Origin of the sequence: Pseudomonas sp. NBRC 111123 (assembly GCF_001320205.1) — a bacterium.
In the GTDB taxonomy this organism is placed as follows: Bacteria; Pseudomonadota; Gammaproteobacteria; order Pseudomonadales; family Pseudomonadaceae; genus Aquipseudomonas; species Aquipseudomonas putida_J.
On the sequence record NZ_BCAZ01000031.1, the window covers coordinates 12,561 to 26,074 of the forward strand.

At 56.8% G+C, this 13,514-nt stretch carries 15 protein-coding genes and 1 pseudogene; 4 read left to right on the forward strand and 12 right to left on the reverse strand.

The window, feature by feature from the left end; genetic code table 11:
* Positions 1–66: 66 nt before the first annotated feature.
* The 6 genes and pseudogenes from APH27_RS16400 to APH27_RS27205 all read right to left on the reverse strand — a co-directional run.
* A pseudogene (locus APH27_RS16400) lies at positions 67–447 on the reverse strand (alpha/beta hydrolase); the annotation flags it as partial.
* 523 nt (positions 448–970) lie between these two features.
* Positions 971–1,150, reverse strand: coding sequence for a phenolic acid decarboxylase (locus APH27_RS27195; protein ID WP_371262718.1), 180 nt, complete (start codon positions 1,148–1,150; stop codon positions 971–973).
* A complete protein-coding gene (locus APH27_RS27200) occupies positions 1,086–1,229 on the reverse strand; it encodes a phenolic acid decarboxylase (RefSeq protein ID WP_371262719.1) in 144 nt (47 codons plus the stop codon). The genes APH27_RS27195 and APH27_RS27200 overlap by 65 nt, the downstream gene beginning before the upstream one ends.
* A gap of 173 nt (positions 1,230–1,402) precedes the next feature.
* Complete coding sequence (locus tag APH27_RS16410; protein ID WP_060485363.1) at positions 1,403–1,897, reverse strand: MarR family winged helix-turn-helix transcriptional regulator; 495 nt, start codon at positions 1,895–1,897, stop codon at positions 1,403–1,405.
* A gap of 103 nt (positions 1,898–2,000) precedes the next feature.
* The gene (locus tag APH27_RS16415) at positions 2,001–2,987 is read right to left on the reverse strand and encodes an aldo/keto reductase (RefSeq protein ID WP_060485364.1); all 987 of its coding nucleotides are present in this window, start codon (positions 2,985–2,987) and stop codon (positions 2,001–2,003) included.
* Positions 2,988–3,167: 180 nt separating this feature from the next.
* Positions 3,168–3,449: a PaaI family thioesterase gene (locus APH27_RS27205; RefSeq protein ID WP_371262720.1), complete on the reverse strand. Its 282-nt coding sequence runs from the start codon at positions 3,447–3,449 to the stop codon at positions 3,168–3,170.
* A 383-nt stretch (positions 3,450–3,832) separates the two neighbouring features.
* On the opposite strand from APH27_RS27205, the gene APH27_RS16425 reads away from it, so the two are divergent.
* Positions 3,833–5,059, forward strand: a complete 1,227-nt coding sequence (locus APH27_RS16425) for a multidrug effflux MFS transporter (protein ID WP_082435161.1) — start codon at positions 3,833–3,835, stop codon at positions 5,057–5,059.
* Positions 5,060–5,157: 98 nt separating this feature from the next.
* Here the strand turns inward: APH27_RS16425 and APH27_RS16430 are convergent, their stop codons facing one another.
* The 5 genes from APH27_RS16430 to APH27_RS16450 all read right to left on the reverse strand — a co-directional run bounded on the left by APH27_RS16430 (position 5,158) and on the right by APH27_RS16450 (position 9,782).
* Positions 5,158–6,159, reverse strand: coding sequence for an NADP-dependent oxidoreductase (locus APH27_RS16430; RefSeq protein WP_027919266.1), 1,002 nt, complete (start codon positions 6,157–6,159; stop codon positions 5,158–5,160).
* Between the two features lie 52 nt (positions 6,160–6,211).
* Entirely contained in the window at positions 6,212–6,955 is a 744-nt protein-coding gene (locus APH27_RS16435; RefSeq protein WP_060485365.1) for an SDR family NAD(P)-dependent oxidoreductase, read from the reverse strand.
* Positions 6,956–6,981: 26 nt separating this feature from the next.
* Positions 6,982–7,968 (reverse strand): MDR family oxidoreductase, encoded by a 987-nt coding sequence (locus tag APH27_RS16440; protein WP_060485366.1) that lies wholly within the window; start codon positions 7,966–7,968, stop codon positions 6,982–6,984.
* A 64-nt stretch (positions 7,969–8,032) separates the two neighbouring features.
* A complete protein-coding gene (locus APH27_RS16445; RefSeq protein ID WP_060485367.1) occupies positions 8,033–8,887 on the reverse strand; it encodes an alpha/beta fold hydrolase in 855 nt (284 codons plus the stop codon).
* A gap of 55 nt (positions 8,888–8,942) precedes the next feature.
* Positions 8,943–9,782 carry an alpha/beta fold hydrolase gene (locus APH27_RS16450; RefSeq protein WP_060485399.1) on the reverse strand — a complete coding sequence of 280 codons (840 nt, stop codon included), beginning with the start codon at positions 9,780–9,782 and terminating at the stop codon, positions 8,943–8,945.
* A gap of 129 nt (positions 9,783–9,911) precedes the next feature.
* On the opposite strand from APH27_RS16450, the gene APH27_RS16455 reads away from it, so the two are divergent.
* The gene (locus APH27_RS16455; RefSeq protein WP_060485400.1) at positions 9,912–10,460 is read left to right on the forward strand and encodes a TetR/AcrR family transcriptional regulator; all 549 of its coding nucleotides are present in this window, start codon (positions 9,912–9,914) and stop codon (positions 10,458–10,460) included.
* An 83-nt stretch (positions 10,461–10,543) separates the two neighbouring features.
* On the opposite strand, the gene APH27_RS16460 is transcribed toward APH27_RS16455, so the two are convergent.
* Positions 10,544–11,428 carry a LysR substrate-binding domain-containing protein gene (locus APH27_RS16460; protein WP_027919260.1) on the reverse strand — a complete coding sequence of 295 codons (885 nt, stop codon included), beginning with the start codon at positions 11,426–11,428 and terminating at the stop codon, positions 10,544–10,546.
* Positions 11,429–11,578: 150 nt separating this feature from the next.
* Here APH27_RS16460 and APH27_RS16465 point away from each other — a divergent pair, with 150 nt between their 5' ends.
* Together APH27_RS16465 and APH27_RS16470 are read left to right on the forward strand one after the other, a co-directional pair.
* Positions 11,579–12,436: a transketolase gene (locus APH27_RS16465; protein WP_060485368.1), complete on the forward strand. Its 858-nt coding sequence runs from the start codon at positions 11,579–11,581 to the stop codon at positions 12,434–12,436.
* Positions 12,433–13,434, forward strand: a complete 1,002-nt coding sequence (locus APH27_RS16470; RefSeq protein ID WP_060485369.1) for a transketolase family protein — start codon at positions 12,433–12,435, stop codon at positions 13,432–13,434. The genes APH27_RS16465 and APH27_RS16470 overlap by 4 nt, the downstream gene beginning before the upstream one ends.
* The last annotated feature ends 80 nt before the right edge of the window (positions 13,435–13,514 follow it).

The following is a 13,514-nucleotide window of genomic DNA, read 5'->3' on the forward strand; positions in this document are numbered from 1 at the left end:
TGACGGGCCCTTTTTTTCATGCGTGCACGAGGGGCCTGCGCTGGCCTAATCGCCGGCGGCCGGCCCCGCACTGAAGTCTTCGGCGTAGATGTCCGGTGATACCAGCTTACGTGGACGCCCGTCACTTTCGCCCCAGAAGGACAAGACGATGGCAAGGGTAACGAAGCCCTGTTCAGCCAGTTTCTGTGCGTAGAGATTCGAGCTTTGCTCCTTCACCGCCCCCATTGGGTGCCCGACGATGATGGCAGGATGCTTGGCAGTGACGCTCTGTTTTCTCGGAAGGTACACGTTGCCGACAGTAGTCATCTGGAACTGGTTTTTGAAGGATACCTGTTCGAGTGAGACCTGCTCACTCTTGTAGAAATTGTTGGCTCCATAGGACAATTCGGCGGCCCCCGAAGTGAATGGCGTGACCATCAAGGCAAACGCAACGCATAAAGACCTCATGCACATCTTCCTGTCTGCTCAGAATGGAAGTGAATCGAGTGGCCTTCATTGCTAAGAACATTGACCCTCTCGCCTGTCCCTTATCTTCTGCGCGTAAGCCGGCGGATCAGTAGAGCAAACGGTCAGTTTTCTTGCCTAAATGTCCAGACCGTACGCTTCGGGCATGGACAGCTGGAGTGACGCGGAAGTAGTGTTTTGCCACACGATGATCGGCATCCTCACCATGGCCCCCACCGCACCGCTCTGCGCAAGCACGAACCCACTGGCCACCCTGTGCAGGGAAGCGCGACATCGCAGAACTACGCTCAAGTGCAGAGAGAGCTGCCGCCGTCACTTCTGGCATTTCTTAAGGCTCAGCTTTCGAGAGGCCAGCCAATATGGGAGGGCAGGAGAAATCATGCCAGGGAATACGCTCGAATGGTCATTTGCCCTCCCCAACGTATGCTATGAGCACTCCAACTAGCACTCAATTTTGTCTATCGAGAAAACCATCTGGAAGTTGCCCGGGCGCAGCATTTATAACTTAATCATTATCGGCTCCGCGCTGCTCCATGAATGTTATCTTGGCGAATTCACTGATAATGACATAAGGGTACGCGGGGCCCTCGTCTCGAAATCGATTCATGTCCTCAATAAAGTCATTGATGAATTCGGTAGTCACAAGTGTGCGCATTACGAGCGTACCATTCATATTTCCAGCCATTGGCATACGTATAGATGAAGTGGGTACCGATGAAAGATGACAAATCCTGAGCCGGCTCTATATCAGTGATATTTTGCATGGAAGCTCCTCTTTCCCTAGAACAGAAGGGTGATCGCGACTTGATCGCCTGGGCTGATTCCTATGATCGGATATAATATTGAACCCTAAATGACGTAAACATATGATTGAACACAGCTTCTTGAACACGATGATTCAGGCTAGCAGGGCGATGCTGCCTTCGCCAGTCGTCCTTCACGTATGAAAGCTGGGCGGCAAGGCTGATCGGGGTAGACTCGATTCGCTCGCCCCATCAACTTCGTCATCCAGGCATTTAATACCGGCATCCAAAATGGCGTGCAACGTCGCGACGGTCTCTAAGCCCAGTTTTTCATTCAGGGCACCTTGAGCTTTCTTCCAAGCCCTCTGGCCCTCCGCCTGTTTAGCTCGCCCAGCCTCAGTGGCTACCACAACCCGGCTCCGGGCGTCACTTCCCGCTTGGATTTCAATCCACCCATGGGCCACTAATGGCTGGGTGTTGCGGGTCAACGTCGACGCATCCATTTGCATGCGCTTAGCAAGATCACCTGGACGGATTGGCCCAAGCCTTACGACATAGGAGAGCAATGCGTACTGGGTATTTTTCAAACCGGTTGCAGCGACGTAGCCATCGTAATGCCGAGTTACCATCCGCGTCAGCTGTCTGAGCTTCAGGTTGGTACAGCCTTGAGGCTTGCGAATGTTTTCCATGAGACAGACTTGCACCTACAACTGTTGTATATGCAACCCTATCCCAAAGTCCCTTAGCCAACAAGAACATCAGGCTGACAAGCACATCGGGACAGCTGAAAGCTTATTTTCCACCCCACACGACTGGCGTTCGTGCCGAGGCTGCTGGATTCAAACTGCTCACGATATCCAAGCGATCGATCTGCTCCGGTGTCATTTGCAGCTTCAGGGCAGCAAGGTTATCCAGAAGGTGAGACAGCGACCGTGGCCCGATGATTGGGACTGAACCGTGAGTACCTGCCCAGGCGAGTGCAACCTGGCCTGGGGTGGTGCCCAGCTCTTCGGAGACCTTGATAACAGTGTCCAGCACCTCAGTTCTCTGGGCCGAGTTTTCTGGCTGGAAAGCTTTTCCGCCAAGTGCTTCAGCACGTCCCGCTTCGCCTTTGCGATATTTACCGGTCAGCAACCCGCCGCCCAGAGGTGACCAGGTCACCATGCCCAGATTGAAGGCTTGGGATGCAGGAAATATGTCTGCCTCGGGCTCGCGGCGCACCAAGCTGTGCTCGAACTGAACCGCAGCAATTGGCAGGGAGCGGGTCAGCTCAGCAATCGTCACAGCCCTGGAGAGCTGCCATGCAGAGAAATTCGACAAGCCGGCGTACAGAATCTTGCCGGCCCGTGCGAGATCATCGAGGCCACGCAGGATTTCATCCAGGGACGTCACACCGTCCGGGTGATGCACCCAATACATGTCGATTCGATCAGTCCCTAGGCGCTTGAGACTTGCCTCAACCGACGCAACCATTGCCTTACGGCTATTACCCGTCACCAGGCGGTTGGCATTGGGGTTAGCACCGCTTGTATATTTTGTGGCCAAGACGAAATCGTCGCGGCGACTTTTCAGCAACTCACCTAAAAGCTGTTCAGACTCGCCAAATTGGTAGATGTCGGCCGTATCAATGAAATTGCCGCCCGCTTCTGCATAAGCATTAAAGAGGCTCTTGCTGACTTCTGGATCGGCACCATGGCCCCAGCCCGTGCCAAAATTGCCTGTTCCAAGGGCTACCTGGGATACCCGCAACCCAGTGTTTCCAAATGCAACGTATTTCATATTAAAACTCCGAATCTAGAATGAGCTATATTCCACGCCTCTGAGCAGTTAACCGTGAGACCTTGAAAGTGTGCATAAAGCCTCACCGCCTAGAGAGGTAGTTCCGAACAGCAGGTGTTGTTCCTTCAACTATGAACGTGATTCAAGCACCGAAACCGGTCAACTTATCCCGCCAGCCGGTCAGACGCGATTATCGAAGATCAAACACGTTGTAGTGGCGTGCGCATAAAGCTTGCCATCGGGGCCAATAATACGGCCCTCTGCTATCGCGACCTGCCGCCCTACCTGTATGACCTTCCCTTCTGCACGCACCACTGCAACATCCGCAGTCAAGGCCCTCACCCTATTCACCTTGAGCGCCAGGGTCGTATAAGCCTTCCCGGCAGGTAGCGTGGTGTGGATCGCGCACCCAACCGCTGAATCGAGAATCGTTGCATACCAACCTCCATGAACCGTTCCCATGGGGTTGTAGTGACGTACCTGCGGGCGGCCCTGAAAAATAGCCTAACCCGGGCCCATTTGAATGGGTATGAAGCTGAGGGTGTCTCCCATCGATGGTTGTGGAAGTTCCGCCATCGAAAATCGCGTTGAATATCTCCATACCGGAACGACTCGCGACCTCTTCGGCAGATGCAACGCCGGGAGATATGAGGCGAGCTCGAACCCTCTCCTCTTCAGCAAGCCAGCGAACACTTTCGTCGGATCCACCCATTGGCTCCCCCTCACCAAACAGTTGCATATACAAATGTTGCAGATACAATAATCATGGATCGGCGTCGCAGCAAGCCCCTTCTCGACTCAGGCTACGCGAGGCACGGAATTCATTAGCGAGAGGCAAACAGCGCATGAGCGACGACCCAATGCCGCAGGTTACTGCTAGCCGAGCCGGTAGCTCGATTCCTGCTTCGAACCTCACGACGCTGCACACAGGTGCTGTGCTGCTCCTCGCAGCGCTGGCAGCCATGGGGGCGCTGGCAACGAACATCATCCTGCCCGCATTCCCTTCAATGGCGCGCGACCTGGGGGCCTCGATCAGCCAGGTGAGCGGAACACTGAGTAGCTTTTTCCTGGTTTTCGGATTGGGGCAGTTGGTAGTGGGCCCACTATCGGATCGCTTTGGCCGGCAACGCCTGGTGCTGTCCGGCTTGGCCGTTTTCATGGTCGGAAGCGTCGTATGCGCACTGGCAGATTCGCTGCCGGCGCTCATTGCAGGACGGAGCATTCAGGCGCTGGGCGTGTGCGCTACAGCAGTGTTGTCACGGGCCATCGCTCGTGACCTGTATGACGGTGAAGAACTGGCACGAGCCCTCTCCTTAACCATGGTCGCAATGGCAGCTGCTCCGGGTTTTTCCCCATTGATCGGCGGCATTTTGAGTGATGCCATGGGGTGGCGAGCCTTATTTATCATCATTGCGATGGTGGCGTTGGTACTCGCGCTGATTTACAGCAGGCGCCTGGGAGAGACACATTTACCCGACAATCGCTCGCCGCTGTCGATAGGGGCAGTCTTTCGCGGCTATGCCGCGCTGATCAGCGACCGCAGGCTGATGTCACCAGGCCTGGCTGTAAGCTTGGTCATCGGCGCGCTCTACGCATTCTTTTCCATGGCGCCGGCGATCCTGCTCACAGGGTTCAAGTTATCGTCACTGCAGTTTGGGGTTTTCTTCGCCATGACAGTGGTGATCGTTTTCACCGCAGGCTTGATCGCACCTCGCTTGGCCAACCGCTGGGGACAAATGACAGTGGCACGCATCGGCTTGGTGGTCGCCCTGGCCGGCAGCCTGGTTCTACTGTGCGGCCCAACCGACTTCAAGTTCTTCTGCATTGCACTGAGCATTTTCCTTCTTGGTATGGGTCTGTTTAACCCTCTTGGCACCGCTATCGCGCTTCATCCATTTGGCAAACAGGCGGGCGCAGCCTCAGCGCTACTAGGCTTCATGCAGATGGGGTGCGCTGCCCTCGCCATCACCTGCGCCACCCTGCTCACCTTGTCCGCGTATGCGGCGCTTGGAGTGGTACTCGTGAGTGCCATTATCACAGCATTCGTGTGCTTCTTGACCGCCGAGCAATGACCAAAGCGGGAAACGTCCCATATGGCTGAGGAGCCATGCGAGGACGAAACCTCAGCCATAAAAAAGGGGAGCTTTCGCTCCCCTTTGTGCTCAGGTGATCACCTCACCTTCACCACCACCTTACCTTTGGCTCTGCCTTGCGCGACGTATGCCAGAGCATCACGCGTCGAATCCAATGGGAAGGTGCGATCCACTACAGGCTTGATAATCCCAGCCTCAACCAGCTTGGCCAGATCAGCCAGTTGCGCACCACTCTCCCTCATGAACAGAAACGTGTAGCTGACGCCCTTCTGCTCAGATTTTTTCCTGATCCCACGGCTGATCAAATGAACGATCTGCTTGAACAGCCAAGAAAGGCGAAGCTGCTCAGCAAACTCAGGCGTGGGTGGGCCAGAGATGGAAATCAACTGACCACCTGGCTTCAGTACCTGGAGGGATTTTTCGAGAACGTCCCCCCCCAGCCCACTGAGCACGACATCGTAATCACTCAGCTGCGATTCGAACTGCTGGGTCTTGTAATCGATCACCACATCGGCACCCAGCGCCTTAACCCACGGCACATTGACGGTACTCGTGGTGGTGGCGACGAATGCTCCCAGGTGCTTGGCGACTTGGATGGCGATGCTACCGACGCCACCGGAACCGGCATGGATCAGAACCTTGTGCCCTGGTTGAACGTTGGCCATTTCCGCCAAAGCCTGCCAGGCTGTGAGCGCCACCAATGGCAGCGAAGCCGCCTCCTCCATGCTCAGATTGGTAGGCTTGGACGAGACTGCCGCTTCGTTGACGGCCACGAATTCCGCAAAGCCGCCCATACGCGCCTGATCTACACGTGCGTAGACCTCGTCGCCCACTCGGAAGCGGCTGACTTTCCCACCGATCCGTTTTACGGTGCCAGCGACATCGTTGCCCAAGATCAGGGGCATCTTGAAAGGCAGAATCAACTTGAACTCGCCCTTCCGAATTTTGATATCAAGAACGTTCACGCTTGCAGCGTGGGTCTCAATCAGAACATCGAAATCACCCACCTTTGGCTCTGGCACTTCAGTGATATCACCAACGACGTCTTTGCCGTAGCGATCAATCAGAAACGCTTTCATATCTTCAACATTCCAAAATGTAGAGGTGCCCGACGTGCAGGTGATCAGGCAATCACCAACTTTCTTTGAACGGCCTAAGGTCGAGTTCTTGAGTCCAGGCGGATCGTGGCTGGCGATGCAACGTCCAGTAGTTCTCAGCAATCGCCTCGTATCCCAACAGCCCTTCTTCCCCGCTGCTCTCCACCCTGGCCGGGGCGGCATTTCGCAGTCGGTCACCCAGGATGCCACCATCGATCACGACGTGAGCAACATGAATGCCCTTAGGCCCATACTCGCGCGCCATGCTCTGGGAGATCATTCGCAATCCCGCCTTGGCGGCGGCAAAGTGGGCAAAGCCAGGCTTGCCCCTCAAGCTTCCAGAAGCACCGGTAAAAATCACGGTGCCTCGGCCAAGAGGAACCAGCCGCCTGGCTGCTTCTCTGCCAACAAGGAAGCCGGCGTAGCAGCCTACTCGCCAAAAGTCCTCGAACTGGCTGGCCGTGAGCTGAGTGAAATCGATCAGGGCGTTATTGCCCGCGTTGAAGACCACGACGTCAGCAGGGGCTCGGCCCGCGCCTGGAGACATCGCAAGGTCAAACGCTGCGATGACTTGCCCTTCGACGGTGACATCAGTCTGCAACGCTTCGGCGCTCCCGATGCCGGAACGCCGAATATCTGCAACGACTTCCTCGATCTTTTCCAAGGTTCGGCCTGTGACAATGACGTGATACCCCTCTTGGGCAAAACGCTTACAGACCGCTCCCCCAACACCTCGGGTAGTGCCAACACCGAACACGATTGCAGTAGGCTGACTCATTTATCCGACTCCTCGAAGTGATGGCCTCACTCGTTCACGTTGACCACAGTACGTCCACGCACCTTCCCTTCAAAAAGCTCGCGAACAACACGCGGTACATCTGCCAAACCAATGGTTTGGACGGTCTGACCCAGCTTGTCCAAATCGAGGTCGCGTGCCAGGCGAGACCACGCTTGAAGGCGCACTTCACGCGGTGCATTCACCGAGTCGATGCCGGCGAGTGTGACGTTGCGCAGAATGAAGGGCAGCACCGACCCAGGAAGATCAGCGCCTTGAGCCAAGCCGAAGGCGGCTACAACGCCGCGATATTTCGTTTGGGCCAGTACATTGGCCAAGGTGTGGCTGCCCACGGAATCGATCGCACCGGCCCAACGCTCAGCCCCGATTGGGCGACCCGCTTCAGACAGCGTATGACGGTCGATGACCTCAGCGGCACCGAGAGACTTGAGGTAGTCCGACTCGCTAAGACGACCTGTTGAGGCGACCACTCGATAGCCGAGCTTCGACAGCAGCGCGATAGCGATAGAGCCAGCACCTCCGTTGGCCCCGGTCACCAAGATATCGCCACGCTCGGGAGTCAGTCCGCCGTGCTCGAGTGCCAGCACGCTCAGCATCGCTGTGTAACCAGCGGTTCCGATGGCCATGGCGTCTTTGGTGGTGAATTCATCCGGGATTTTGACCAGCCACTCGCCCTTCACCCGGGCCTTTTGAGCAAAACCACCATGGTGGCTCTGGCTAAGCTCCCAGCCATTTGCGAGCACCCGATCTCCTGCCTTGAATTCCGGGTTGCTCGACTCGATGACGGTACCGGCGAAGTCGATCCCAGGGATCAAGGGGTAACTGCGCACCACACCACCGCGACCGGTGAGCGCCATCGCATCTTTGTAGTTCACCGTGGAAAACTCCACAGCGACGGTAACGTCCCCTGGCATGAGATCCCCTTCGGAGAAATCAACCACGTTCGACGAGACCGATTCGCCCTCTTTGGTCAGAAGCAGCGCTTTGAATGTCATGAGTAACTCCTTCAGCAAGAAAAGCGGGAAGCCCCCCGCGTTTCTTCAGATGCAAGTGAATGGATCAGTCAGCAAGGAAGGCGAGCGCTTTCGCAGAGAAGTCAGCGTGGTTCTGGAAAATCCCGCCGTGGCCTGCGTCCTCGTAAATAACCAGGGTAGAGCCGGGAATGCGCTCTGCCATATCGCTGCTCAGTTCGGACGGAACCATGATGTCCTGGTCGCCGTTGGCGATAAGCACTGGAATATTCAAGCTAGCCAAGTCCTGCGGCGCTTGCTGGCCCCAAGCCTGAATGGCTTGAAGTTGACGACCGAATACTTCCTGGGTGACAGGAACATCGCGGTCGATCTGGCGCTCAAGCATGGCCTTCAAAAAAGCGTTGGCAGCCTGCTGGCTCGTCTCACTCGAAGTGAAGAAGAGATAGGTCTTCGGATCGATCCCTTCGGACGTCGCCCTCTCAATCAGCGGCATGGACACTACGGCGACCTGGTCAATGTCCTTACCCCCTGCAGGGCCAGTGCCGGTCAGAATCAGTTTGCGCACTAGGCCGGGTTGGGTGATCGTGATCTGCTGAGCAACAAAGCCACCCAACGAGAAGCCGAAGAGGTCGACCTTGTCGAAGCCCAGCGCCTTGATAAACGCCACGCAATCGCGGGCCATTTCTGCGACGGTGAGTGGTGCAACGCCACCAGACAAACCAACGCCGCGATAGTCCGTGGTGATCACATGGTGATGCTTGGCCAACTCATCGACGATGCGTGGATCGAAGTTGTCGAGAACGGCCCCCCAGTGGTTCAGGAGGATGAGGGGGACACCACCTTTGCGTCCCAGCTCACGGTAAGCGAAGGCAACACCATCGACCTTGAGAGTCTTGTTGGGTGCAGCGATGTACTTGATTCCAGTGTCAAAAGACTGAGTCATGTGGGTAATCTCAAATAGGGGACGGTCCGCTTGCAGCAGCCCGGCAGGCGTGGTCTTACTCTTCCAGGAATTGGAGCGCGTGCTTCAGGAAGCGCTCGGGGTATTGGAAATGAGCGGCGTGACCGGAGTCGGGGTAGATCAGCAACTGGGCATCGGGGATGTTCTGCACCAGGTTCCACGAATTGATCGAAGGGATCATGACGTCGTCGACGCCATTGACTACCAAGGTGGGCTGCTTGAGATCGTGGAGGTAGGAGAAGCGGTTCTCTCCCTGCGCCGACTGGACATAGGCTGCAAAAGCAGCGCCCTGGGCCAGGGCGACGTCAATGGAGCTTGGGGTGTCCTGATCGGAACGCTGATTGCGCCGTTCCCAGAAAGCCAGGCCTGCTGTTTTGGCAGTTTCCGAACGACCGAAGAAAAGAAACAGGAAGTCTTCGATGGTCGGAACGGGATTGGAAGCGGCCTCTCTCACACCCTCCGCCATAGTTGGATCACCGCCGCGCAGTCCGGTGCCGATCAGCAGAAGCTTGCGTACCAACTGAGGGTGACGAAGTGCCACCTCCTGAACCTGCAGACCACCGATTGAGAACCCCAGCAGGTCGACTTGGGTCAGCCCCAGAGCCTTGACGGCTGCTGCGATGTCATCCGCCATTTGCTCAATGGTCGTGGCCGGTGTACCCGACGACGACGCTACACCCCTTCCGTTCAGCAGGATCACTTCACGTCCAGCAGCCAGACCATCAGTGATGATCGGATCCCAGTGATCGAGCCCGCCACGGAAGTGGGCGATGAAGACCAGGGGCACACCAGAAGGGTTACCCCAGCGACGGTAAGTGAAGCTGTCACCGCCTACTTCAACTGTACGGGTCGGAACGGTGAGATGGGTATAGCTCATGAGGTTTTGCTCTCGCAGTGGAAGACACGACCTAATGATGATGATCATAATCTTACCAGTCAACGCCTTTGATGATGAATATCATCAATGTATGATATGGGTTGGCTTGATAGCGGAGGCAGCAGAGAAATGAAGGTTACGAAGGCCCAGGCACAAGCTAATCGGGCCCACATCGTGGAGACGTCTTCCACGCTATTCCGTGAACGCGGCTACGATGGCGTGGGTATTGCCGACCTCATGGGTGCTGCCGGCTTTACCCACGGCGGGTTTTACAAGCACTTCAAGTCCAAGGCGGATTTGATGGGCGAATCCGCGACTTGCGGAATCCACAAGACGGTCGAGCAGTTACACGGCATCCAATTGGCCGACTTCGTCAATTTCTACCTTTCGCGCAAACACCGCGATGAGAAAGGGAAAGGTTGCACGCTAGCGGCACTCGGAGGAGACGCTGCTCGCCAGCCCGATGACATCAAAGCAGCTTACGAGGCTGGAATTGAGGGGCTGCTGGAGGTGTTACAGGGAAACGAGCCCACAGTAAGCCGTGCGGTAATACTCGATACATTTGCGCACGTCCTCGGCGCCTTGATTCTGTCTCGAGCCTGCCCGGACGATTCTCCGCTTGCTGATGAAGTGCTAAGCGTGTGTCGTGAGCAGATCTTGGACAAATTAGCGCCATAAGGGCGAAAAAAAGCCGGTGCAGGGCGGCCAGCCTACTTGAAGCTTGTCCCGAAATGCAGGCGTTCCAAGCCCCCATCTAGCATTCAAGGGACAGCTAACTCGTTGAACAGCCACTGCTTGAACTGAGTCACTGCGTGCGGTTGCCTATGCCGCCGAGGATGCACGAGGTAGTGGCCAACGTAGCGAACACTGTTACTGACATGCCGAAGCGGGCTGACCAGCCGACCGCTTGCCAGCTCCTGCTCAGCCAACAGGTCAGACTCAAGCACTACTCCCAGGCCGCCCGCCGCTGCTGCAATACCCATGGAGCTTCGATCGAACGCCAAGCCATAACTGTTCGGAGGATGCATTCCATTGGCCGCAAACCACCCTTTCCATTGCACGGATTGCCCATCGCTCTGGATAAGTAACTGGGCGTACAGATCCTGCGGCGAGCGAAGATGCTGGGCAACTTCAGGACTGCATAGGGGCGTTAGCTCTTCGATACGCAGCGGCGTCTTCTCGTGCGAAGAAACCCTGGGTTCGCCGTAGACGATGTCCAGGTCGAAATCATCGTTGTCGAACAGCGCATAGTCAGTACTGGCGGATATCCGCAGGTCGATGCCGGGATGATCACGCAGAAAGCCGGCCAGGCGCGGCACCAACCACTGGCTGGCGAACGTCGGTGCCACGTGAAGGCGCAACGGCACTGCGGGCTCATTGGTCGCAATCGCCAACCCCCTGCTCATCTCCTCGAAACCACGCTGCACATGATCCAGCAGCATGGCACCCTCGGTTGTCAGCGCCGTATGGCGCGTACTGCGAGTGAAAAGAGAGACTTCAGCGGCGACTTCCAATTTGCGTATGGCATGGCTTACCGCGCTTGACGACAGATCCAGCTCCTTTGCTGCTTCTACAAAAGAGCAAGTTCGACCCGCCGCTTCGAACACCCTCAGGGCTGAGAGCGGTACCTTTTTCAAGATCTTCATTAGTGAATCCAATTCATTGACTGGCGAATTTAAACCTTTTGTCGAGCCTGTATTTTTACATGATCATCAACGGGTTACTCAATTCGGCTGGATACTGATGAATCCGTTGCGTCAGTAACTCCGGATCGCTGGTCACCAATGGAGAACAATATGACCGAGAGTCGCAATGACCATTTTGCCCGGATGTCGACGCATGCCTGGCGAATCCGACGGTTCGCCTTGCGTATGGGCGAAGTCCAGGGCCAAGGCTATGTCGGCCAGGCGCTGGGCTGGGCCGACGTACTGGCTGTTGCCTACTGCCACGCCATGAACATCCGCGCAGATCAACCCGAGTGGGAAGGCCGTGACCGCTTCCTGCTTTCCCATGGGCACTACGCAATCGCCCTGTATGCCGCGCTGCTGGAAGCCGGCGTATTGCCAGAAGATGAACTGGAAACCTATGGCTCCGACGACAGTCGCTTGCCGATGTCCGGCATGGCCACGTACACACCCGGCATGGAAATTTCGGGCGGCTCTCTAGGCCAGGGGCTGGCTATTGCGGTGGGCCAGGCGCTGGGGTTGCGCATGAAAGGTAACGATGCGTTCGTCTACAACTCGATGTCCGATGGGGAGCTGGACGAGGGCGCGGTGTGGGAGGCTGCCATGTCGGCTTCGCATCACAAGCTCGGCAACCTCATCAATCTGGTGGACATCAACCGCCAGCAAGCGGATGGCCCTTCCCACGACATCCTCCAGTTCGAGCCTCTTGTCGACAAATGGGCCGCGTTCGGTTGGCACGTGCAACGCGTCGACGGCAATGATCTGCAGGCTGTGATTCAGGCCTTCGACATCGCGCGGGCGGTACAAGGCGAAAAACCGAGAGTCATTCTTTTCGACACTTTGATGGGTAAAGGCGTGCCCTTCCTGGAGCAGCGTGACAAGAACCACTTCATCCGGGTCGAGCCCCAGGAGTGGCAGCAAGCCCTCGCAGTCCTCGATGAGATCCACGCGCCAAGGAGCCCACAATGACCGCCGCCTCCCCAGCAAAGCCGAAGCTCACCACGTCGTCCATGATCGCTTCCATCGCCAGCGAGGGGCAGCGCACCACGTCTGCACCGTTTGGCCACGCCCTGGTCAAGGCAGGCCAGAAGAACCCTCGCATCGTCGGCATGACTGCTGATCTGGCCAAGTACACCGACTTACATATCTTCGCCCAACGCTATCCGGAGCGATTCCTGCAGATGGGTATGGCCGAGCAACTGCTCATGGCTGCGGCTGGAGGTATGGCAAAAGAAGGTTTCGTACCGTTCGCCACCACCTATGCGGTATTCGCCACTCGCCGAGCGTATGACTTCATTCATCAGGTAATCGCTGAAGAAAACCTGAACGTGAAGATCTGTGCAGCGCTGCCGGGCCTGACTACCGGCTACGGCCCAAGTCATCAGGCCACCGAAGACTTGGCGATGATGCGAGCCATCCCCCAGATGATGGTCATCGACCCTTGCGATGCACTGGAGACGGAGCAATGTGTAGCCGCGATAGCGGAGCATAACGGCCCGGTCTACATGCGCCTCCCCCGTGGACGCGTGCCCCTCATCCTCGATGAGTACGACTACACATTCGAACTGGGCAAAGCCAAGCTGCTACGCGACGGCAAAGATGTGCTGATCATTTCCTCGGGCCTCATGACTATGCGCGCCCTCGAAGTAGCAGACGAACTGGCCAAGAACACAATCGACACTGCGGTCTTGCACGTACCGACGATCAAGCCGCTCGATGTCGAGACCATCCTGGAACAGTGTCGCCGCGAAGGCCGCCTGGTTGTCGTCGCGGAAAACCACACCCAGATCGGTGGCCTCGGTGAGGCCATAGCCATGGTGCTGCTACTAGCCCGCGTGCAACCGGAAGTACGTCACGTGGCGCTGCCTGACCAGTTCCTGGATGCAGGTGCGCTGCCGACCCTCCATGACCGCTACGGTATTTCGAAAGAAGTCATGGTCGCAAACATCCAGCGTTGGCTGGGCTGATCGACTCTGATAGGCGATGGCCGCTCACACCGCGTTGCCCACTGCCCGGGCAAGGTGAGCGAGCCATTGTGCCGACGCCC

Coding starts and splice junctions, on each gene's coding strand:
- APH27_RS16470 (WP_060485369.1), top strand. CDS start 12,433: ATGACCGCCGCCTCCCCAGCAAAGCCGAAGCTCACCACGTCGTCCATG.
- APH27_RS16430 (WP_027919266.1), bottom strand. CDS start 6,159: ATGAAAGCGTTTCTGATTGATCGCTACGGCAAAGACGTCGTTGGTGAT.
- APH27_RS27200 (WP_371262719.1), bottom strand. CDS start 1,229: ATGCAAAATATCACTGATATAGAGCCGGCTCAGGATTTGTCATCTTTC.
- APH27_RS16415 (WP_060485364.1), bottom strand. CDS start 2,987: ATGAAATACGTTGCATTTGGAAACACTGGGTTGCGGGTATCCCAGGTA.
- APH27_RS16410 (WP_060485363.1), bottom strand. CDS start 1,897: ATGGAAAACATTCGCAAGCCTCAAGGCTGTACCAACCTGAAGCTCAGA.
- APH27_RS16440 (WP_060485366.1), bottom strand. CDS start 7,968: ATGACATTCAAAGCGCTGCTTCTGACCAAAGAGGGCGAATCGGTCTCG.
- APH27_RS16455 (WP_060485400.1), top strand. CDS start 9,912: ATGAAGGTTACGAAGGCCCAGGCACAAGCTAATCGGGCCCACATCGTG.
- APH27_RS16425 (WP_082435161.1), top strand. CDS start 3,833: ATGAGCGACGACCCAATGCCGCAGGTTACTGCTAGCCGAGCCGGTAGC.
- APH27_RS16460 (WP_027919260.1), bottom strand. CDS start 11,428: ATGAAGATCTTGAAAAAGGTACCGCTCTCAGCCCTGAGGGTGTTCGAA.
- APH27_RS16445 (WP_060485367.1), bottom strand. CDS start 8,887: ATGACTCAGTCTTTTGACACTGGAATCAAGTACATCGCTGCACCCAAC.
- APH27_RS16465 (WP_060485368.1), top strand. CDS start 11,579: ATGACCGAGAGTCGCAATGACCATTTTGCCCGGATGTCGACGCATGCC.
- APH27_RS27205 (WP_371262720.1), bottom strand. CDS start 3,449: ATGGGAACGGTTCATGGAGGTTGGTATGCAACGATTCTCGATTCAGCG.
- APH27_RS16435 (WP_060485365.1), bottom strand. CDS start 6,955: ATGAGTCAGCCTACTGCAATCGTGTTCGGTGTTGGCACTACCCGAGGT.
- APH27_RS16450 (WP_060485399.1), bottom strand. CDS start 9,782: ATGAGCTATACCCATCTCACCGTTCCGACCCGTACAGTTGAAGTAGGC.
- APH27_RS27195 (WP_371262718.1), bottom strand. CDS start 1,150: ATGGCTGGAAATATGAATGGTACGCTCGTAATGCGCACACTTGTGACT.